Genomic DNA, 20333 nt, shown 5'->3' on the forward strand with positions numbered 1-20333 from the left:
TTTCTGCCCTTTTGAATTGCAGAAAGCTCTGATTTAAAAATCAAAAGCGATTTTTTCTAGGCATACTATATCATTCGACGTTTTAACAATAATATCAAAATGCTGTCTAAAAGAATGCATAAACAATTCATATTGAATCCGTCGTTCCTCATGAGACTGCCTTAAATAATCGATATTTGTTCCCCTTTCTAGTATATCTCGCCCTGACCTTCTCTTTAATTCCGTATCACCATCTGTATAAAAATAAATTTTTAAATCAAATAATTTCGGATTAATAAATGCTACACTCATTCCCTCAACAATGGTTATTTTAGTTTTTGAAGAAATTAACGCACTTTTCATATAATGCGTATCAATTGTCAATAAATCCAGACCTTCTCTAACCATCTGAATATCTCTTTCCAAAGAAGGTAAATGATGTGCCGCTGGATGGCAAGCGGTCATTTTAAAATGATGATGTTCGTTTCGAAAAGTATAGTTGATAATTGTATGCTTGCGTATATTCGAACTAACAATATACGGGTCTGTATTAATATAATTCACTTCACTTTGGTTTAAATGGTCGATAAGTTTGTTGGCAAATGTTGTTTTTCCTGCTGCACCGTGTCCTGAAACACCAATAACAATTGATCTATCTTTCTTTTTGATCCAAGTAATGATATCTTGCAATAACCTATCCATCTTTCTCCCCCGTTTCTTTTTACCACAAAATACAATTACATAAATTTTAATTATCGACTTTACATCTAAAAATTTATCTCATCACCATAATGTGGGGTTGATTTCCGTTCTGACTGGGCTCTTTCCTGGGGGCCAGTTGGAACGGAATCAACTTATACACACGAATACGTTTTAACTAATGAGATCCAACTTTTATTGAATAGGAAGGATATTCACCTAAACTTTTTTCATTTCCATATATGATCTAAAGTCATTTCATGATCCTTAACACTTAGCCTAAAAACATCTGGATTTCTTAATTGAGTCCAAAATTGAAAGTCTATATCATTATGATAGTTTTTCAACAGTAAGGTTATTATATTTCCATGACTAACGATAATTGTATGTTCAGACTCACTTTTGATAGTTTCCTCAACTACGTTAACGATACGTTCCATCGCTTCATTACTTGACTCTCCACCCTCAAACTTTAACTCCAAATCGGTAAAAGTTGCCCGAAGTTTTTCATACCAATCGGGCAAATCACTTGTGCCTAATATGCGTTCTGAAAGGCGTTCGTCAATTTCAACATTTATATTTCCCCTCGTACTCAGTGGTTCTATAGTTTGAATTGCCCGTAAAAAGGGACTAGTAATAATTCGATCAATTTTTTTGTCAGCAAAAAACTTTGCTAAAACTTCAGCCTGATGAAAGCCCTGTTCTGTTAAAGAAGCATCCGACGATTGTCCTTGGGCTTCGCAATGTCTAATGACATAAATATGTTTAACCATATAAACCTCCTAAAGAAAATATGGAGAACCTACATCATTGTTACTAATCACTATATCTGCATTTTCTTGAGGATTATGCTCCTTTAAATAAAGGTTCGATGCTGCGTGATACCGGTTCAAAAACATTTCCTCTGCCTTTTCATAGCTTCCGAATGCGATCGTCTCCCGCTTTGCTCCCCTTTTTCTAGCTAGCTCAAAATTTGTCTGTACAAAAATTTTATAATCAAATAAATGTATTAGTTCTTTTTTCAATAAGAATGTTCCATCAACAATGAAAATAGTATCGTCTTTTGCTATCTGCTTTTCAGGATTTACATATTCATCTTTTTCTAAATCTAACGAAATCGTCTGATACCGGCGATCTCCAATTTCCCCCAAAGGAATTAGCAGTTTTTCCTTTAGCTTTTGATAATCGTGTGCATCTTCATAATAACCTATTGCTGAATCCTTTCCCTGTCTATAACGAATCGCTCTTGGATGATGAAAATTGTCAATGCTTGTTCGTACTACTTCCTTTTCTCTTCCACGAAGCTCTTCAGCAAGCTCATTGGCAAGAGTTGTTTTCCCCGAAGCTGTTATTCCACTAATCGCTACTTTAATTGGATGGTGAAGTTGCAAATCTAGTATATTATCCGCTACTTTTGAAACAAGTTCTCGTCTTAACATGATTTATTGACCTCACAGATTGTAAATTTTTCATTTTACAGTTATTATACCTTCATTGCTAATTAGTTCCAATTTATTTGACGCATCGCCAATCTTACCTTTCTTTAATTGATCCGTATGTTCTTCCTTCTGATAACCTTCTAAATTAACGCTTATGTCAGATGATTCACTGTTCGCTATAAGCTCTAATGATGTTGGTGCCTCTTTGTATGAGATCGTAATATCCCCTGAAGCCGTTTCTACAAATAGTGCTTTTCCTTCGCTGATTTCTTTCATTAAGACTTCACCGTTAGTCGAAGTAATTTTCGTTTTCAGACTGTTGACTCTAGTAATATAGCTATCACCATTTGTAGCAGCTATCGTTAATTCATTTAAAGAACTGTCTACGATACTTAATTCACCATCTTTTGATGTAATTGTACCTTTATCTGCCGATAGCCCTTTAATGATTTTAGCGCCAGAATCCGTAGAGATTGTAAGTTCTTCTGTTTCAATGTTGTTAATTTTGATATCACCATAGCTATTTTTTAATGCAATTTTACTCACTGCATTATTGGGGATTGAAATGTGAATAGTAGCTTTTTTTCCAAAGCTAAAATTTTTCATAGCCCCTTTTTCAGTGTCTTGTTGAAGTACCTTTACTTTATTTCCGTCTTTCTTAATTTCAACAGGATTGCTTTGCTGCTTTTGTTGTTGCTTACTGTTAAATTTAATTGTTAGTTTATCAGATTCTGTATTTTCTAATGCTATATCCCAGGACTCTATATTTAGTTCTAGCTCTTTAATTTGCTCAACATCAAAGGACTGTTCTTCAGTAATGCTCTTTTCTCCATCTATTTTAAGCGTGAAGAATATTCCTCCTATCGCAATAACGAATATCAATACTATGATTGCTTTTTTCATATTACATCCTCACTTCTCATTTTTAGGTTAAATCTACTTTGTCGACTTTATAATAGGAAAGATAGCCGATAATAAGCCCTAATAGACACATTATTGTTGGGACAATGATAAATTGAGATAAACTTATAGATGTTTCCCCATTTGAAACCGTAGCATTAATCAAAAATCCAATTAAAACAGCGGATGTAATTGTCGAAGCTGTTGATTTTTTTCGCATACCAAAGTACAAAGGAATTAGGCTTACCCCAGCCATCATAAAAGCAATGATCAAGGTAGAAGGTATAGTAGCTATCATCTCCTGTATCTCAACGGGAGATTCAAAGAAGTTCATCATAGGATTTAAAAAATAAACAGCAATATTCATCATTAAGGTCGCAATGATAATGCTAAAGAAACAAAATCCGCAAACTAAAGACAGCTTAGCGACAATAATTTTTTTCCTTTTTAATGGATACGTAAATAATAATTGAACTGTCTTATTTTTGTATTCGTCAATGACTAAACGAGATAGAATTACACTCGAAAAAATGATAAAAACAATGCGAATTAATATGTTTGTCAAAGACATAAAATCTGTATAATCTTGAAACATCCTTTCATCTGCAGAACCAACCGCCATAAGTGCAACTGCCGCAAAAATTCCAATAATACAAATGATTAAACCTTTAAAATAGCTAGTCATGCTGTTCTTTTTCCATTCAAGTCTTAATAGTTTAAGCAATTTGATTCCCTCCATTAATAAGATTTAAGAAATACTCTTCTAAATGTTGTTGCTGTTTTTCAATGCCATTGACCGCAATGTTATTGAATATAAGTTCTTTATTAATTTGAGATTGAGAAATATCATGTTCAAAAATTCGAATACACTGCTGATTGACAATTTCATATTTGCGAATTCCTAACTTGTTCTCTAGCACATGAATCGCCTTTTTCACATCGTCTATTTTAATCTCCAGATACTCCATGTTCTCTTTTCGAATATCGTCCATTTTCACTTCCTTCAATAATTCCCCATGATGAAGGACACCAATTGTATCTGCTATTGATTCAATTTCTGATACGATATGACTTGATATTAATATAGTGATTCCAAGCTTCTCCTTTAGATGTAGCAAGAGCTCTCGAATATCTTTAATACCAATTGGATCAAGACCATTAATCGGCTCATCTAAAATAAGAATTTCCGGTTTGGCAACAATGGCACGTGCGATCCCTAATCTTTGCTTCATCCCCAAAGAAAATTCATGTATTTTTTTATGCTCAACTCCACCAAGACCTACTATCTCTAATGCCTCTTCGGTGGCTCCTTTTTCATAAACTCCAATATACTCACAGTGAAGCTCTAAATTCTCCTTCGCTGTTAGCCTATCGTAAAATTCCGGGTACTCGATAATGCTTCCTATTTTGCTTAAGTATTGATAAGAAGTAGTAGAAATGGATTGATTCAATATTTTAATTTCACCTGAAGTTGGTTTTACCAAATTTAAAATCATCTTCATAATCGTTGTCTTCCCAGCCCCATTCGGACCTAGAAACCCATAAATCTCCCCCTTCTTAACGTTCATATTAACGTTCGAGACAGTTTCGACTCCTTTAAAGCTCTTACTTAATTGATGTAATTGAATAACGGCTTCCATGTTATTGACTCCTTATCATTTTGAATTCGTTACATTCAGCTTAATAAACGAAAGTAAAATCAAAGTAAACTCAATGGAAAATGACAGTAATTTTTTCGATAGAGTAAGGATATAAAGATCAGAAGCTGTTATGATGAAATTGAAATGAGGGATAAAAATGGAAACTGCTGAAAAAATCCTAATCGTAGATGATGAAATGGGTATATTAAAATTATTAGAAATTACGTTACGGAAAGAAAACTTTATCAATATTGATACTGCTTCAACAGGCAAAAGTACACTACAGCTTGTAAAAGAAAATCATTACGATATTATTTTGCTCGATATCATGCTACCAGATATAAGTGGATTTGAACTTTGCACAGAAATACGTAAGCATACAAATACACCCATTATTTTTGTTAGTGCTCGCTCTACTGATTTTGATAAATTAACGGGATTAGGTATTGGCGGAGATGATTATATTACAAAGCCTTTTAATCCTTTAGAGGTCGTGGCTCGAATAAAGGTCATCCTTCGACGTCAAAAAATGTATGAAAGTTCTCAACAACAGAGTACAAAATTTGATTTAGGTTATTTTGCTCTTAATCCTGAATCTGCAACATTAACCGTTCACAATCAGCTCGTCGAATGCACAGCTAAAGAGCTAGAGCTACTGCACTTCTTTTGTAAAAATCCAAATCGCATTTTTACAACTTCACAACTCTACGAATTTGTATGGGGAAATGATGTATATGGTGAGGAGAAAACCGTCACAATTCATATTTCAAAGCTAAGGAAAAAACTTGGGGATGATACGCGTAAACCTAAAATAATTGTGAATTTAAGGGGCATTGGGTATAAATTTATTCCACCGAAAGAGGATTCACTATGCGAATAAACACTCGATTTACGTTACACCTTGCACTAGGGATTATTCTATGGATGCTATTGAGTGGAATTTGTATTGCGATCGGACTCGAAGGTATTCTCCCTCTCTTTAAAAAATCTGTTAGTGAAGCTTATCAGAGTCTACTAGTCGCATGGATTTTCGGATTTAGCACTATTGTTTGTATTGTTGTATTTGGATGGTATTTCGGGGGTCCTCTTGGTTTTATAATGTCTTGGATCCATCAGCTATCACAGGAAAACTATACACAACCTGTTGGACTATCTAAAATCTATACACGCAAAGGAAAGCTCCGTATGCGTTATATGCTCTACCAAGAGGTACTTCAGCATCTACAATCCTTATCAGGCAAATTAAAAGCTGCTGAAACAGAACGTGAAAAGGTTGAACAAGCAAAACAAGAATGGATTGCTGGTATATCACACGATTTAAAAACGCCATTAACCTATATTACAGGCTACTCTACCCTTTTATTAAACGATCAATACGATTGGACCAAGGAGGAAGCTCGTTCCTTTATTCAAGAGATTTCTGATAAAGGCAAGCATATGGAGGAACTTATTCAAGATTTAAGTCTCGTCATTCAGTTTAATAATACAGACGGTCAATTACCCTTGCATAAAACCAATCAGGATATTGTGGATTTTACAAAAAGAATCGTTGCCAATATAAGCAACAATCCACAGGGCAATGACTATATATTGCATTTTAAAACTGATACATCTGTTATAAACATTGACTTTGATTCGAAATTCATGCAACGCATATTACAAAACATTCTTATGAATTCCATTATCCACAATCCCCCTAGCACAAATATTTATACACATATTTTTGATCACCCTGAATATGTGGATATTCACATTGTGGATAACGGTGTAGGTATGCCTCCACACATGGTCGAAAATATATTTCAACAATATTATCGTGGAACGACTACTGAATTTTCCTCTGAAGGCACTGGGCTTGGTATGGCAATCGTTCATAAGCTTGTACAAGCTCATAAGGGAACCATTTCTATAGAAAGCCAGCCTTCGGAAGGAACAACCTTTCAAATTACCTTGCCTAAAAAATAAGAAACCCACCTCATGGCTGCAAAAAGCATTGAAGAGGTGGGAGTATATTACTTTGATAAGATTAATAGTTATTTAGGAAACGAATATACACTAAGTAAAAGACTTATCATGAAGCTCCTCTCTTATTTCCAAAATAATTAGTTCCGATAACACCAATAACAATGCTAACTCCACCAATTAAATGATACAGATGAAAAGCTTCCTTTAAAAAAATAACGCCCGCAAGTATGGTAATGAATGTAGCTAAATTACTAAAAACACTCATTTTAGAGGCTTCCAATATTGATAAGGAATAATTAGATAAATAGGAAGTCACAAGTGAAGATAAAATACCTAAATATACAATAGCAATAACAAAATCACCATACAGAAAGGGCTTAAAAAATTGAGGAAGTGTTTGATTCATTACATGATTTCCTATTGCTACCCCATTGAAAATAACAAACCCACAAAATGTCATCATATAAGTTAGTAATATTAAAGAATATTGCCTTGTAAGCTTTCTTGCAAAAATGTTATAAAATGATACTGCCAATGCTGAAAGTAAAATTAATCCTCTACCTATTAAATTGCCTGTGTTTGCACCCCCATTACTCATACATAGCATAAAGATCACGCCCGCCACCGAAAGACCAACGAAGAAAAGCTGCAGCTGTGATGACTTTTCCTTTAAAAGCACACTTGCAAGAATTAATGTAAAAACAGGGATCGCTGCTTGAATAATGCCCGCCTCTGTGGAAGATATTTGAGCAAGTCCGAGTACTTGAAAAGTAAAAAATGCAAGTGGATACAATAAAGCTAGTGGTAAAATCCTCATTATATCCTGCTTACCTATTTTGACACGTTTTTTTGTACAGATCATAAAAATCAAAATGCTGATAAAGGCAATGGAAAAACGATGTGCCAATGTATCTATTGGACTTGCTACTGTTAAAGCTACTTTTACAAACATAAATGACAATCCAATAATTAGTGCATAGCCGATAGCCGCTAAATAGGCTTTTCTTTGTGCTGTCATAGCAATTACCCCTTTTTTTCAAATGTACGTTAAACAGACTAATAACGTTCTGACTGACGTAAAGCAATCGTAATAAAAAATCAAAGCTTCCACGATATAAAAAATACCCATCTGTACCGATACAGATGAGTAGGAGGTAGTTTATGCTTAAATATGAAATTATCTATTTCAATCTATTGAACCAAATACAGCTGGGGGCTCTACAGGCTGGTGCGAAGCTTCCTTCTATTCGTCAGTTATCTCGGGAATTTTCCTGTAGCAAGAGCACTATTTTGACAGCACTTAGAAAACTGGAAAATCAGCATTTTATTTATGCTCAAACAAAAAGTGGATACTACGTCGTGGATCACCAACTCCCTTCTACTCCAAATACGAGCAATGTAATAGATTTTGCAACATCATCGCCTAGCTGGTATGCATTTCCGTATAAAGATTTCCAGCATTGTATCAATAAAGCTATAGATACCTACCAAGCAGACTTATTTCGCTATGGTACACCGAAGGGCTTACCTTCGTTAGTTAGAGAAGCTCAAAAATTGTTAGAAACTTATCAAGTATTTACAAAACAGGAGAATATCTTTATCACATCTGGTGTTCAGCAATCTCTTTTCTTGCTAAGTATTATGCCATTTCCTACTAAACGCACAACCATTCTAGTTGAACAGCCTAGCTACCATTTATATATGGATTATTTTAAAACATATCAAGTACCAGTCGTCGGCATTAAAAGGACTTCTAAAGGAATAGACCTGCAGGAATTAGAAACTATTTTTAGTAAACAGGATATTAAGTTCTTTTATACAATGCCAAGACTACAAAATCCTTTAGGTACCTCCTTTTGTAAGAAGGAAAAGGACGATATTCGTAGACTCGCCTATAAGTACAGCGTTTATATTGTCGAGGATGACTATTTGGCAGATTTCGACCTCAACACAAAATCTGATCCATTATTCACAGATGATATAGAGCAGCATGTAATTTATTTAAAAAGTTTTTCCAAAATCATGTTTCCAGGCTTACGAATTGGTCTTGCTGTTTTACCAAATGCACTTATTGATAGTTTTCAGCGTCATAAAAATACGGCTGATATTGATAGTTCTATGATTTCACAGGCTGCTCTAGAGCTATATCTAAAAAGTGGAATGTTTGAACGGTACCAAAAGGTGGTTAGCGAGGCTTATACACAACGTGCCAATATACTTCAACAATCTATTACTAAATATTTACCTGATTTTCAAGCATCCACAGAGATTTGCATGCATAGCCATATCGTATTACCAAGGGAAATCAATACCAATAGGCTTATTCAGCATTTAAAGCTAAAAAAAATCTATCTAGACACCATTGAACGCAATTATTTATATGGATTTTATCGGGAGCGTATTTTAAAGCTCAATGTTTCCAATGTAGAGGACTATAAAATTGAAAAGGGGATTCAAGAAATAGCTCATGCCCTCAGCCATCCGCAAAATCACTTTTAATATACAGCGAATCATTCATGAAAATTTATAACGGGGCATATATATAGACATCATAAATTGGTCTATAAGGAGGATTCCATGCAATCTGAAAAAATGCGACTTAGGACGATTCAACACCTTGCTTATGAAATCATGGATGAGATGAACAAAGGCAAGGAGCTTACACAGTTGGAGATCTTAATCCCTATTATTGATAATTTATCACGAGCAATAGGGGATTTAACAGATTCATATGGAAAATATTCATTAGATTATGTAGAGGAAAAAGTGAAAAATGCACATGCACTTTTATTTCAAAAGGAAAAGGTAGACGCCTATTAAAAAGCTAATCGGATAAAATGGGGAGAAAAGGGTAATCATATGCTTGATTACCCTTTTGACCATTCATTAATGCGTTTCAGGTTCAAATGTTTTACAATCTGTTTCTTCGCTATTTGAAGCTTGTTGCCCCTTCTGGCTGACAACGTAAATTTTTTCTGCTGTACATTTATTACCAGAGTCCCAAAATGTGCAGTTATTGACCTCACAAAGAATTTCTTGTGCCATCGTCTCACACCTCCTCTTTGTTATCTTTAACAAATTAGAGATAAACAATACGCTGTTATGCCTTTTTGCAGGTAGCTAATATATACTATTCAATAATTTTTGTTGGTGTTGCTTCTTGTACAATGATTATGCCATCATATGCATCAGCTGGTGTCATTTTTATTGTATAGAGCATTTGGGTAAGCTTATACCAAGGGCGGAAATCATCCCCTATATTGCCCATTCTTTGTGCTTCAGAGAGGATGTTTGCAAGCTCATTCGATTTTTTTGCATGTTCAAAATCTACAAAGAAAATGTTGTCTTGGACATCACTAAAAGCATCCACCAAAGCGTTATGATGCTCAACTGTGAAATTTTTCCTTTCACCAGACCCAGCATTTTGTGCCTGGAATGTATTTTTTACAAAGTCAGTCCCAATAGCAAAATAATCGTCCTGATACATTTCCTCTAAATATTGTCCCATTGATTTATAGCCTGCTGCATTTGCAGAAGTTTTCTCTATATGCCCATTATGAGCAGACATTAGTACTTTACTATGGCCTTGAGCCACTTCAAAATCAACAATCCACTGTAAGTTTTCAGCTAAATATTTATCACGAAGATTCATATAATCACTGTCATTTAAAAATAATTGCGTGCGCTGCTTCATAATTTGTGCATATTGTGCAGCAAATAAATAAGCTTCTTTTGATGATTCTTTTATATAAGCATCTTTATTACTTTGCAAATCCTTGATGATGGCGTCTATATTTTCATCAAGCTCTTTTAGCTGACTATTTGTTAAATCTCTCATAGTCTTGTTTGTCACATCTTCAAGCTGTGCCCTATATTCAGCAGCTTCTTCACTATTAACTATTTCATAATAATCTAACAGCCCTTTTTTGCTATAATCATAGCGCTGCATATCATTACCATAAAAATAGACTTTATTGTTCTCATCGGCTGTCATATTATAATCGTGCATCCATTGCACAAACTCAATCATTTGATCGGTTTTATAAATACCATAATCAAGAGCTTTAACAGCTTCCTCAGCAGTACCAGCACCAGTTAAAATAAATTGATTAATTTGCTGAGCTCCTCCAAAATCTCCTTCTAAAACAAAGACACGAACATCTTCATTTTTAACCAGAGCCTGAAATAAATCTTTCTTTAATGATTGAAATTCAACATTCCCATGAGTCGCTTCTCCGAATCCAATTATTTTTACATCATCCGGAATATCTATATCTTCTATAGTAGAAGTATATGTGGAAGCATCTTTAATAGCTTCTCCCTTGCCACAGCCCGTTAATGCTAGCAAAAGAAAAAGTACTGAAATGAATAAAAAACTTCTTTTAACAAATATCATTTGAAAATCTCCTTAATTTTATAGAAAGTTTATACAGCTTTTCTCTGAAAATATAAATAGCCTCCAAGGAAAAACAGTAAGAACCCTCCGCCTACAACCGTTATTAATTGCTCCCAAGGCACAAAGAATATATCGTCAGTATTACCGCCTACATACATCATAGCAAATGGCTGTGCCCATGGATAATAAGGTCCAATAGTCTTAGAATTAATGGCTAGTATAGAAGGTAATGTGAAAATAACATTAACTGCAAAGGGTGCCGCAAAGCTCTTAAACATAATGGACATCCATAATTGTAGTGCTACTAAAGGAAGTGTTGCTACCCATCCACCAAAAATGCTTTTCCATACAATCTCCATTGGAAAAGGGTCCACATAGCCTTTTATCATACCTACTGCAATCATTGAACATAAATATAATAATTGCATTGCCATCACCAAAAGCATTACTAAAACATATTTAGCTACAAATACTTTCCCTCTTGTCACTGGTAATGCTAAAAGCTGTTTCCAGCCACCAGATTGATGCTCATACCTACAAATAATGCCTGTAAAAACCCCTGTAATTAACGGCAAAAATAATAATGCATACGTTAAATTCATTGAAAATAAAGGAATGTACCAATTATTTATAGGTAGACCTTCCATATCCGATTCTAAATTCGATGTTAATCCGATAAAAAGTCCTATTATGGGCCCAGCTAATATAATTGGTACCATTTTTGACTTTCGTAGTTTAAACCATTCAGCGCTCACTATTGACCACATTTACTTAACATCCCTTCTAGCAAAATCTAGCATTCCTACTATATACAGCAAAACACCTATGCCTATTCCAAGCATGACATTCATAAGGGGCTCATCCCATTCATTCATTAAAGATGGCCATTTCCAAATCATCCAATCAGGTAATACATATGCAGAATAGGTAAACATCACACCAAAGATACCGATTGTGATAGGAATCCCCTGATTATGGAAAACACTTGCCACCCAAAGCTGAAGTGCTAAGATTGGCAATGCAGCAAAATAAGGATAAAATCCATATTTCATAATCTCTGAATATGGGATGCTATCGCCTAGATCTAAAAACACTCCATAGGCTAGTGTCAATATCGTTAAAAGTGCGGAAGACAGCAACAATAATATGGCTAGCACAGAAAATTTAGATAAATACACCGTAAATTTAGAGACTGGCAGTGCGATTAATTGCTTCCACGCATTCGTTTCATTTTCAATACTTGCCATAAATGAAGTTAAAATAGCAATACCCAGAACAATTGCAAGTGGGGTAAATGAATGGATATTTAATAAATAATAGCCCCAATCGTCCTCACTTTGCTCTAACAAATAGTCCTTCCTTACACCGTAATTCACCATTTGTAGGGCAACAACACCTATTGGGCCTAATGCCGTCAAAAACCATAATCCTTTGCGTTTAATTTTCAAAAAATCAGAAGTTAATAGTTTCCCCATCATATCAATTGCTCTCCTGTTGTCATTTGTAGGAATATATCCTCTAATGAACGCTTTTCTTCCTCTACACGATAAACCAAAATTCCTTCTTGTACGAGAATTTGTACAATATGTGCTACCTTTTCATCTGAGCATTCATCTAACGAAATGAGCCCTTCCTTATGTTCTGCCTTTATGCCATGAGCTACTAAAGAACGCCAACCCTTTTCAGCATCACTCACCTTAATAAATACCTTTGGCTGAGCAGATTTACGCATTGCTTCAATGGAATCTTGAAAGATCATTTTCCCCTTTGATACGATACCTACTTGTGTTGCCATTTGATCAATTTCTGATAAAAGATGACTTGAAATAATAATTGTCATTCCATATTCAGCAGGAAGTCGCTTTATTAGATTCCGAATTTCGATAATACCAGATGGATCAAGACCATTCGTTGGCTCATCTAAAATTAATAATTCAGGATTATGTAACAGCGAAGCAGCAATCCCTAGCCTTTGCTTCATACCTAGCGAAAAGCCCTTTACCTTTTTATTAGCTGCATCCTTTAACCTTACGATTGCTAATACTTCATCAATGCGTGATTTCGGCACACCTAAAATCTTTCTTAATGCCTCTAAATTTTCATAGGCTGTTAAATGGGGATAATAGGAGGGGTTCTCTACTAATGAACCAACCTTTGCCAAAATATTGATTCGATCCTTCGTTACATCCTTTTGAAAGATTTTAATTGTTCCAGAAGATGGTTTCATCAGCCCAAGAAGCATACGTATGGTTGTCGTTTTGCCCGCTCCATTCGGACCTAAAAATCCGTATATTTCTCCTTTACGTATTTTTAAATTTATATTTGATACAGCCTGCTCTTTTCCAAAACTTTTTGATAAATTTTCTGTTTGTACGATATATTCCATTGTCCTCACCTCTGTAAATATCATAAATTTCGAAGTTTAAAAGCAGGTATGGGGCAAGTTTAAATTTTGTTTAAAAAATAAAAAAAATCTGCAGACCATCAAGCTGACGTCTCACAGATTTATTTTTCTATTTTACTTTATAGCGTTTAATCTTGATTTCTGTACCAGATTCACTTGAGCATATATCCCAATCTAAGAACATGCCTTTTACCATAATATCAACGATAGATAGACCAATACCCGCTCCTTTCGCATTAGATTCATTTTTCATGCCGTTTCCGCAATCCCTTATAATAAATGCATCATAGTATTCAGTTGACTCTGTTTTAACGCCAATATATTTTCCGCTGTTAGCATGACGTAAAACATTTTGTAATAAATTGTCAAAAATACGCCCGAGCCAAATTGGATCAACTTGCCATTTGTTGTTCTCAAACGAATGCAGCTCAATATCAATGTCAAAGCCTTCCTTCTCAAATACGGGATACCATGTTGACATATGCTCACGTACAAATCGCAGGACATTGATTTCCTTTGCTTCATATTTATATTTACTTGCCATCAGCAATGTATAAGACATTAGATTTTCTATTAAAGCATCGATGCTTATTATTGATGTTTCCATTGCCTTAATTGCCTGCCGTCCTTCTTCTGTAAGTTCTTCTTTACTAATCGAATAGGATTGCGCTCTAATTTTTGTTAAAGGGGTACGCAGGTCATGTGAAAGATTAGCAATCAACTCTCGTCGTAGCTGCTCCTCCTTCAGCTCACGATTTTTGCTGTCCCTAAGTTCACAGACCATTTTGTTAAAGCTTTGCTGGAGCTGACCGATCTCATCCATCTTTTTTACATCTATCTCAACAGGTAATCCATCGACATCACGAATCTCCATCGCTTCCTGTAGATGTAATAGTCGCTTTCTAATACCTTTGAAAAATAAAAAGGAGACTAAAATGAAAAATAAAATAATGGCAATAACACCGATAAATAAAAAAGTTCCATATGCTTCATAAACATGTTTAAGTGGTGGAGTAAATACATCTCTAGGAATCTCAAAAACGATAAATCCATTTGATTCATCCTCACCTAAAAAGGCAATAATGGTGAATGGATCCTCTCCATAACGTTCTTTAATGAACTTTGTAGTAAAAGCAGGTGTCCATTTTGATGGTAGTTGTTCCATTACATTTAATGTGGTGAGCAATGTACCATCTTCGCCTACCCAAAACATCGATGCTTTAGGATATCGCTCCTGCCATTTTTCAAAGTGTTGAGAAACTACTTCATCTGTAAAGTTTTTTATACTTTTAGCTTCAGAATGCCATTTTTCCTCCACTTCGCTTGTAATTTCAGCTTTTGTTACTATATCCCCATGTTCTTTTTTAGCAATCTCTAACACAAATACAGCTAGGGTGAAATAAGCTATTTGAACAATAGAAATGGCTAGAAAAATAATCAGCATATACTTCGCTAATAGGGATCGTAGAAATTTAAATGGACGGAAAATCTTCATAGCTTCACCCTATAGCCAATGCCTCGAATCGTTTCAATAATTGTTGGCCTAGCTGGATTTATTTCTATTTTTTCTCTTAAGTAGCGTATATGCACCATTAACGTTTTATCGCCCTCTATATAGCTTTCACCCCACACACCTTCATAGAGCTGCTCCTTTGTTAGGATTTGATTTAAATGGCGAATAAAATATTGAAATAAATAAAATTGCTTACCTGTTAATTGAATCTCCTCATCTGTCTCTGTATGAATAATTCTCATTTCTTTTGTAAAAATCTTAAGATGCTGAAGCTCTAGTACATCATCATTCTTTTGATATCTTCTTAACAATACCTCAACGCGTGCAACAAGCTCATCAGGATGAAATGGTTTTGTTAAATAATCGTCAGCAAAGTTCAGCCCCTCTATTTTATCCTCTACGGCAGTACGCGCAGAAAGCATTAAAATGGGGATTTCCTTATTTTCTCGCTTAATTCTTTTACCAATTGAAAAGCCATCTAATCCTGGTAGCATAACATCTAATATCGCGATATCCTTAAATGCTATATGCTTGTCGACCTCTTCACCCGATTCCAGCCACGTTACCTCGTAGCCTCTCTCCATTAAATCCTTCGTGACCCATTGTCCAATCTCTTTTTCATCTTCTATGTACAGTATACGAAACAAGGCTCATCCTCCCTATCTATCGGAAAAGTTATTGTAAAGAACCATATTTTGCATTATACATTTATCCTTAAATTAAAGACAATATAATAACCAAAAATCAGAAATACATATAACACTCTCAAAATCTATAAAAACTTACCGGAAATCATAACAAAAGATAGCAACCTAGCTCTTCTAGTTTGCTACCTCTGCATCAAATCATTATTGAATAATCAGCATATCATTTTCGTCAAACTGCCACATGTCACCATAGGCTACTTCCCAGTAGTAGCCATTTGGATCTTGGAAGTAGCCGCTATAGCCACCCCAAAATACAGTTTCGGGCTCTTTCACAATCTTAGCTCCAGCCTTTTTAGCTAATTCAAATACCCGATTAACTTCTTCTTTTGATTTGCCATTATAAGCAAGAGTAATGCCTCCAAAGCCATGGCCAATTTCTGGTGGATTAGCTTCATTAATATCTTTGACCAAACGTTCAATTGGAAATAGTGATATTTTTGTTCCCCCATTATTAAAGAACATAACATCAGGGGCAGTTTCCTCTCCATACACCACAACCTCAAAGCCAAGCCCTTCTCGGTAAAAGTTTAGTGACTCCACCATATCCTTAACACCCAATGTGATTAAATTTAAACGATTCACTTTCCAATCCCCTTTATAAAGTATTATTACTTAAATTCTCCTTTAAGCCAAAAATTCCTTTTATGGGGATTATTCCGTTAATAATATCGAATAATTCGTTTACTTCGGTTCAATTTAATGCCACAACATCCCATATTAATTTTGGCAAATATTTTGCATTCATTTCATATAGGTAAGAGCTTTCTAAATGCCCATAATTCTGTCATGACTTCTCGTATTTCCGCCTCTACTTGCTAAATTAATCTTTTAATTGTATATATCGAAAACTATATTTTAAAAAAGTTTTTCACCCCAACCGTTGTCAACTCACAAAAGTAACCTCTACGTTTCTATGACACGAAAAAGTGCGTACTTTTTTTTGCCTAATCGGGACATCATAATGAAATAGCAAGCAAGTCATTAAACAATTGGAGGAATTAAAATGATTAATCATTTACAAGATACAATTACATTAAATAACGGCCTACAAATGCCTGGTATGGGTTTAGGTGTTTTTCTAGTACCGAATGATGCTACTACTGAGATGGTTAAAGACGCTATTGAGGTTGGCTATCGAAGCATCGATACTGCCGCTATTTATGGCAATGAAGAAGGTGTAGGGGAAGGAATTAAACAAGCGCTAGCTTCTACTGGTTTACGTCGTGAAGATCTGTTTATTACATCAAAAGTATGGAATGACGGATTAAGCTATGATGAAACAATTGCTGCCTATGAAGAGAGCTTACAAAAGTTAGGTTTAGATTATTTAGATCTTTACCTTATTCATTGGCCAGGTAAAGATAAATTCGTTGAATCTTGGAAGGCTCTTGAAGACCTTTATGAACAAGGCAAGATCAAAGCAATTGGTGTATGTAACTTCACTGTTGCACATTTAGAAAAATTATTATCATTTGCTCGTATTAAACCTGTTGTGAATCAAGTGGAATTCCACCCTCGTTTACAGCAAGTGGAGCTTCGTTCATTCTGTGACAAACACCAAATTCAACTTGAAGCATGGGCACCTTTAATGCAGGGTGGACTTCTAGAAGATGAAACTATTTCAAAAATAGCAACAAAATATGGAAAATCCAATTCTCAAGTTATTTTGCGCTGGGATGTACAAAATGGAGTGATCACGATCCCAAAATCAGTGCGCAGAGAACGCATGATGCAAAACGCTGATATCTTTGACTTTACTTTAACAGACGAAGAAATGGCTATCATCAATGCGATGAATCTTGAACAACGTGTTGGACCAAATCCAGATGAATACGACTTTGCTCTATAAGCATTAAAAAGGAAAAAGAGACTGTCTTATGTTTGACAGTCTCTTTCTTCCCTCATTACGATGTTTGCTGCATGGCTATATCGTCGTCATGTTGTTTTAAAATGACATCTTCGCCTTTATCCTGTAATACTTCAACATGTTTTTCGCCCCAAGTGCAAAGCATGTTCAAAATAGGTTCCATGCCCTGTCCATAGGGTGTTAATGAATATTCAACCTTTGGCGGCACTTGATTAAAGACTTTTCGATTGATTAATCCAGCTTGCTCTAACTCTCTTAATTGACTTGTAAGCATCTTTTGTGAAATTCCTGGAATCAATCGTCGAAACTCATTTGTTCGAATTTTACCGTGGTGGTTTAAATGACAAAGAATAACCGGTTTCCATTTACCACCAATGACTTCAAGTGTAGCTTCAACACCAATATTATAAATTTTTTGCATTGTAACCTCCTGTAATATTCAAAAGTAACTAAAAGTACTCTACATAACTTTTGGGTTGTATGAATATTACTACACATAATAAAAAAAATCAAAGGAGATATTAGTAGTATGTCACATTCAAAAAAGCCAAGTGCTAAATTAACCTTACTGGCACTTGCCATCAGTGCATTTGGTATAGGGTCCACTGAATTTATTAGTGTCGGACTTTTACCATTAATTACAGATGACTTTGGTATATCTTTAAGCACGGCTGGCTTAACCGTTTCTATATACGCACTCGGTGTAACTGTTGGGGCTCCATTATTAACAGCCTTAACATCTCGTCTTAGTCGAAAAACTGTTTTATTGCTGGTTATGACTATTTTTATAGTTGGGAACTTAACCGCAGCTATAGCGCCTAATTTCTCAATTTTATTAATTGGACGTATTATTTCAGCATTAGCACATGGTGTGTTTATGTCCATCGCCTCTGTTATAGCAGCCGATGTAGTTGAACCAAATAAACGAGCAAGTGCAATTGCTTTTATGTTTACAGGCTTAACATTAGCTACGGTGACTGGTGTCCCACTTGGTACGTTTATTGGACAAGTAACAGACTGGCGTATGTCATTCATCTTTATCGTCATTATTGGGATTATCGGTTTAAATAGTAATGCGTTGTTAGTACCTAGCCAATTATCAAAAGGTAATCCAATCTCTTTACGTGATATCGGCAAAGTATTAGGCAATATTCGCATGTTATTAATCCTTTTCATTACAGCAATTGGATATGGTGGTGCCTTTGTTGTGTACACATATGTTTCTCCAATTTTAGAGCAATATATGGGTTACTCGCCACATGCTGTAGTCATTATATTAGTTATCTATGGGATTTGTGTTGCTATTGGTAATACATTAGGCGGTCATTTCGCTAATCAGAATCCGCTTCGTTCCATCTTTATTATTTTTGTGGGACTTGCCTTAGCGTTACTTGGCATTGGCTCCACTCTCGAATCGCCAATTATCGGATTAATCATGGTCCTAATCATGGGGCTATTTATGTTTATGAATGTCCCAGGATTGCAGCTCTATGCGGTTCTTCTTTCTGAAAAATATGTGCCATCAGCTATTTCAATGGCCTCAGCATTGAATATTTCGGCTTTTAATATTGGTATCTTTTTAGGATCATATATTGGCGGCTTTATTATTCGCCATCAATCGTTAGCTCATACGCCCTTATACGGATTCCTAATGGTAATGCTTGCAGCGATTGTTACACTATTATGGTTAATTTTTGATAACAAAAAACAATAATCCTTGTACTTTATTTTGTATAAGAAAGAAGTAGAGAATGTGTATTGTTTGTTTAAATGATGTGCCCTATAATTTAGTAGAATTAATCGAGAATGATTATCATTCTGAATTACTAATACCTTTATTATAGGAGTGAATGGCAATGCATAAGATTCGACCATTTTCGTTAGCATTATTTTGTTTAATCGTGTTGACGTTTGTTTTAGGAGCTTGTTCGAAGGAGGAATCAAAGGAGAAAGCTGATGTTGCTAAAGAGAATCAATCAATAGTGGAAACACGGACTGTAGAAGATGAATTTGGGGAGGTAGAGATTCCCGCAAAGCCTCAGCGAGTAGCGGCCATATACTTGGAGGATTATCTAACAGCATTAGAGGTAAAGCCCACTGTCCAATGGTATCATCCAGCTTGGGGGAAACAGGATTATCTAAAACTGGATGCACCAGAATTTGATATTACAGGAAGCATGGAGGCTTTATTGCAAGCCAAGCCAGATTTAATCATTGTAGATGGTGCGGCTGATAAAGCAAAATACGAGGAATATTCTAAAATTGCACCTACCTATCGTTTAAAAGAGGAAATCCTTGCAGATCCACAGGCAATTGTTAAAACGATTGCTGATGTCTTAAACATTCCTGATAAAGCAGATGAGGTTGTTAAAAATTATCAGCAACGTATTACGACTTTAAAGGCAGAGTTAGATAAGTCCGTTGGGGATGAAACAGTCGCTGTGGTCCGTTTAAATGTAGCCGATAAAACACTAGCATTATTTGGCGTTAAAAATCGATATTCTGGCTATATTTACACTGAGGTGGGACTTACTCCTCACCCACTAGCCCGTGATATGACGGAATTTCATGAGATACTTTCAGAAGAAGCTATACCTAAATTAGACGCTGATCATATTATTCTTTTCCCTTCTAATGGAACATGGGAATCTGAAGAAAACCAGGATGCGATTAAATGGTTAGATAGTACGCTCTGGAATACAGTTCCTGCAGTAAAAAACGGAAACGTGTATATTGCTGACCGAACATATTGGCAATCTGGAGCTATAACTGCAAATCTACTAAAATACGATGACCTTGAAAAATGGTTCGTAAAATAATTTTA

23 protein-coding genes are annotated in these 20333 nt (G+C 35.2%); 7 read left to right on the plus strand and 16 right to left on the minus strand.

Features of this window, described 5'->3' with window-relative positions; genetic code table 11:
* Positions 1–33: 33 nt before the first annotated feature.
* From QNH24_RS24415 to QNH24_RS24440, 6 genes are all read right to left on the minus strand, one after another.
* Entirely contained in the window at positions 34–681 is a 648-nt protein-coding gene (locus QNH24_RS24415) for a uridine kinase family protein (RefSeq protein WP_283869945.1), read from the minus strand.
* 227 nt (positions 682–908) lie between these two features.
* Positions 909–1451 carry a histidine phosphatase family protein gene (locus QNH24_RS24420; RefSeq protein WP_283869946.1) on the minus strand — a complete coding sequence of 181 codons (543 nt, stop codon included), beginning with the start codon at positions 1449–1451 and terminating at the stop codon, positions 909–911.
* A gap of 9 nt (positions 1452–1460) precedes the next feature.
* Positions 1461–2117, minus strand: coding sequence for a nucleoside/nucleotide kinase family protein (locus QNH24_RS24425; protein ID WP_283869947.1), 657 nt, complete (start codon positions 2115–2117; stop codon positions 1461–1463).
* A gap of 30 nt (positions 2118–2147) precedes the next feature.
* A complete protein-coding gene (locus tag QNH24_RS24430; protein WP_283869948.1) occupies positions 2148–3020 on the minus strand; it encodes a DUF4097 family beta strand repeat-containing protein in 873 nt (290 codons plus the stop codon).
* Positions 3021–3042: 22 nt separating this feature from the next.
* A complete protein-coding gene (locus QNH24_RS24435) occupies positions 3043–3741 on the minus strand; it encodes an ABC transporter permease (RefSeq protein WP_283869949.1) in 699 nt (232 codons plus the stop codon).
* Entirely contained in the window at positions 3734–4657 is a 924-nt protein-coding gene (locus QNH24_RS24440; protein ID WP_283869950.1) for an ABC transporter ATP-binding protein, read from the minus strand. The genes QNH24_RS24435 and QNH24_RS24440 overlap by 8 nt, the downstream gene beginning before the upstream one ends.
* Before the next feature lie 157 nt (positions 4658–4814).
* Here QNH24_RS24440 and QNH24_RS24445 point away from each other — a divergent pair, with 157 nt between their 5' ends.
* Together QNH24_RS24445 and QNH24_RS24450 are read left to right on the plus strand one after the other, a co-directional pair.
* Positions 4815–5537 carry a response regulator transcription factor gene (locus QNH24_RS24445; RefSeq protein ID WP_283869951.1) on the plus strand — a complete coding sequence of 241 codons (723 nt, stop codon included), beginning with the start codon at positions 4815–4817 and terminating at the stop codon, positions 5535–5537.
* Positions 5528–6622 carry a sensor histidine kinase gene (locus QNH24_RS24450; protein ID WP_283869952.1) on the plus strand — a complete coding sequence of 365 codons (1095 nt, stop codon included), beginning with the start codon at positions 5528–5530 and terminating at the stop codon, positions 6620–6622. Before QNH24_RS24445 ends, QNH24_RS24450 begins: the two co-directional genes overlap by 10 nt.
* A 106-nt stretch (positions 6623–6728) precedes the next feature.
* Here QNH24_RS24450 and QNH24_RS24455 read toward each other — a convergent pair whose 3' ends face one another.
* The gene (locus QNH24_RS24455) at positions 6729–7640 is read right to left on the minus strand and encodes a DMT family transporter (protein WP_283869953.1); all 912 of its coding nucleotides are present in this window, start codon (positions 7638–7640) and stop codon (positions 6729–6731) included.
* A 143-nt stretch (positions 7641–7783) separates the two neighbouring features.
* Here QNH24_RS24455 and QNH24_RS24460 point away from each other — a divergent pair, with 143 nt between their 5' ends.
* Together QNH24_RS24460 and QNH24_RS24465 are read left to right on the plus strand one after the other, a co-directional pair.
* Positions 7784–9121: an aminotransferase-like domain-containing protein gene (locus QNH24_RS24460; RefSeq protein WP_283869954.1), complete on the plus strand. Its 1338-nt coding sequence runs from the start codon at positions 7784–7786 to the stop codon at positions 9119–9121.
* Positions 9122–9199: 78 nt separating this feature from the next.
* Entirely contained in the window at positions 9200–9442 is a 243-nt protein-coding gene (locus QNH24_RS24465; RefSeq protein ID WP_283869955.1) for a group-specific protein, read from the plus strand.
* Between the two features lie 66 nt (positions 9443–9508).
* Here the strand turns inward: QNH24_RS24465 and QNH24_RS24470 are convergent, their stop codons facing one another.
* The 8 genes from QNH24_RS24470 to QNH24_RS24505 all read right to left on the minus strand — a co-directional run bounded on the left by QNH24_RS24470 (position 9509) and on the right by QNH24_RS24505 (position 16224).
* Positions 9509–9667, minus strand: coding sequence for a DUF1540 domain-containing protein (locus tag QNH24_RS24470; protein WP_283869956.1), 159 nt, complete (start codon positions 9665–9667; stop codon positions 9509–9511).
* 85 nt (positions 9668–9752) lie between these two features.
* Positions 9753–11018, minus strand: coding sequence for an erythromycin esterase family protein (locus QNH24_RS24475; RefSeq protein WP_283869957.1), 1266 nt, complete (start codon positions 11016–11018; stop codon positions 9753–9755).
* Between the two features lie 29 nt (positions 11019–11047).
* The gene (locus QNH24_RS24480) at positions 11048–11785 is read right to left on the minus strand and encodes an ABC transporter permease (RefSeq protein ID WP_054771300.1); all 738 of its coding nucleotides are present in this window, start codon (positions 11783–11785) and stop codon (positions 11048–11050) included.
* Positions 11786–12496, minus strand: coding sequence for an ABC transporter permease (locus QNH24_RS24485; RefSeq protein ID WP_283869958.1), 711 nt, complete (start codon positions 12494–12496; stop codon positions 11786–11788).
* Positions 12493–13404, minus strand: coding sequence for an ABC transporter ATP-binding protein (locus tag QNH24_RS24490; RefSeq protein WP_054771299.1), 912 nt, complete (start codon positions 13402–13404; stop codon positions 12493–12495). The genes QNH24_RS24485 and QNH24_RS24490 overlap by 4 nt, the downstream gene beginning before the upstream one ends.
* Before the next feature lie 127 nt (positions 13405–13531).
* A complete protein-coding gene (locus QNH24_RS24495) occupies positions 13532–14917 on the minus strand; it encodes a sensor histidine kinase (protein WP_283869959.1) in 1386 nt (461 codons plus the stop codon).
* Positions 14914–15582 (minus strand): response regulator transcription factor, encoded by a 669-nt coding sequence (locus QNH24_RS24500; protein WP_283869960.1) that lies wholly within the window; start codon positions 15580–15582, stop codon positions 14914–14916. Before QNH24_RS24500 ends, QNH24_RS24495 begins: the two co-directional genes overlap by 4 nt.
* 201 nt (positions 15583–15783) lie before the next feature.
* Positions 15784–16224, minus strand: coding sequence for a VOC family protein (locus tag QNH24_RS24505; protein WP_054771298.1), 441 nt, complete (start codon positions 16222–16224; stop codon positions 15784–15786).
* 421 nt (positions 16225–16645) lie between these two features.
* On the opposite strand from QNH24_RS24505, the gene QNH24_RS24510 reads away from it, so the two are divergent.
* Positions 16646–17491, plus strand: coding sequence for an aldo/keto reductase (locus QNH24_RS24510; protein ID WP_054771297.1), 846 nt, complete (start codon positions 16646–16648; stop codon positions 17489–17491).
* 55 nt (positions 17492–17546) lie between these two features.
* Here QNH24_RS24510 and QNH24_RS24515 read toward each other — a convergent pair whose 3' ends face one another.
* Positions 17547–17930, minus strand: a complete 384-nt coding sequence (locus QNH24_RS24515) for a winged helix-turn-helix transcriptional regulator (RefSeq protein ID WP_283869961.1) — start codon at positions 17928–17930, stop codon at positions 17547–17549.
* Positions 17931–18038: 108 nt separating this feature from the next.
* Between QNH24_RS24515 and QNH24_RS24520 the strand changes: the two genes are divergently transcribed.
* Both QNH24_RS24520 and QNH24_RS24525 read left to right on the plus strand, forming a co-directional pair.
* Entirely contained in the window at positions 18039–19223 is a 1185-nt protein-coding gene (locus QNH24_RS24520; protein ID WP_283869962.1) for an MFS transporter, read from the plus strand.
* 142 nt (positions 19224–19365) lie between these two features.
* Positions 19366–20328 carry an ABC transporter substrate-binding protein gene (locus tag QNH24_RS24525; protein WP_283869963.1) on the plus strand — a complete coding sequence of 321 codons (963 nt, stop codon included), beginning with the start codon at positions 19366–19368 and terminating at the stop codon, positions 20326–20328.
* Positions 20329–20333: the final 5 nt, after the last annotated feature.

This window comes from Lysinibacillus pakistanensis (assembly GCF_030123245.1).
Lineage (GTDB): Bacteria > Bacillota > Bacilli > Bacillales_A > Planococcaceae > Lysinibacillus > Lysinibacillus pakistanensis.

Coding starts and splice junctions, on each gene's coding strand:
- QNH24_RS24415 (WP_283869945.1), bottom strand. CDS start 681: ATGGATAGGTTATTGCAAGATATCATTACTTGGATCAAAAAGAAAGAT.
- QNH24_RS24420 (WP_283869946.1), bottom strand. CDS start 1,451: ATGGTTAAACATATTTATGTCATTAGACATTGCGAAGCCCAAGGACAA.
- QNH24_RS24425 (WP_283869947.1), bottom strand. CDS start 2,117: ATGTTAAGACGAGAACTTGTTTCAAAAGTAGCGGATAATATACTAGAT.
- QNH24_RS24430 (WP_283869948.1), bottom strand. CDS start 3,020: ATGAAAAAAGCAATCATAGTATTGATATTCGTTATTGCGATAGGAGGA.
- QNH24_RS24440 (WP_283869950.1), bottom strand. CDS start 4,657: ATGGAAGCCGTTATTCAATTACATCAATTAAGTAAGAGCTTTAAAGGA.
- QNH24_RS24445 (WP_283869951.1), top strand. CDS start 4,815: ATGGAAACTGCTGAAAAAATCCTAATCGTAGATGATGAAATGGGTATA.
- QNH24_RS24450 (WP_283869952.1), top strand. CDS start 5,528: ATGCGAATAAACACTCGATTTACGTTACACCTTGCACTAGGGATTATT.
- QNH24_RS24455 (WP_283869953.1), bottom strand. CDS start 7,640: ATGACAGCACAAAGAAAAGCCTATTTAGCGGCTATCGGCTATGCACTA.
- QNH24_RS24460 (WP_283869954.1), top strand. CDS start 7,784: ATGCTTAAATATGAAATTATCTATTTCAATCTATTGAACCAAATACAG.
- QNH24_RS24465 (WP_283869955.1), top strand. CDS start 9,200: ATGCAATCTGAAAAAATGCGACTTAGGACGATTCAACACCTTGCTTAT.
- QNH24_RS24470 (WP_283869956.1), bottom strand. CDS start 9,667: ATGGCACAAGAAATTCTTTGTGAGGTCAATAACTGCACATTTTGGGAC.
- QNH24_RS24475 (WP_283869957.1), bottom strand. CDS start 11,018: ATGATATTTGTTAAAAGAAGTTTTTTATTCATTTCAGTACTTTTTCTT.
- QNH24_RS24480 (WP_054771300.1), bottom strand. CDS start 11,785: ATGTGGTCAATAGTGAGCGCTGAATGGTTTAAACTACGAAAGTCAAAA.
- QNH24_RS24485 (WP_283869958.1), bottom strand. CDS start 12,496: ATGATGGGGAAACTATTAACTTCTGATTTTTTGAAAATTAAACGCAAA.
- QNH24_RS24490 (WP_054771299.1), bottom strand. CDS start 13,404: ATGGAATATATCGTACAAACAGAAAATTTATCAAAAAGTTTTGGAAAA.
- QNH24_RS24495 (WP_283869959.1), bottom strand. CDS start 14,917: ATGAAGATTTTCCGTCCATTTAAATTTCTACGATCCCTATTAGCGAAG.
- QNH24_RS24510 (WP_054771297.1), top strand. CDS start 16,646: ATGATTAATCATTTACAAGATACAATTACATTAAATAACGGCCTACAA.
- QNH24_RS24515 (WP_283869961.1), bottom strand. CDS start 17,930: ATGCAAAAAATTTATAATATTGGTGTTGAAGCTACACTTGAAGTCATT.
- QNH24_RS24520 (WP_283869962.1), top strand. CDS start 18,039: ATGTCACATTCAAAAAAGCCAAGTGCTAAATTAACCTTACTGGCACTT.
- QNH24_RS24525 (WP_283869963.1), top strand. CDS start 19,366: ATGCATAAGATTCGACCATTTTCGTTAGCATTATTTTGTTTAATCGTG.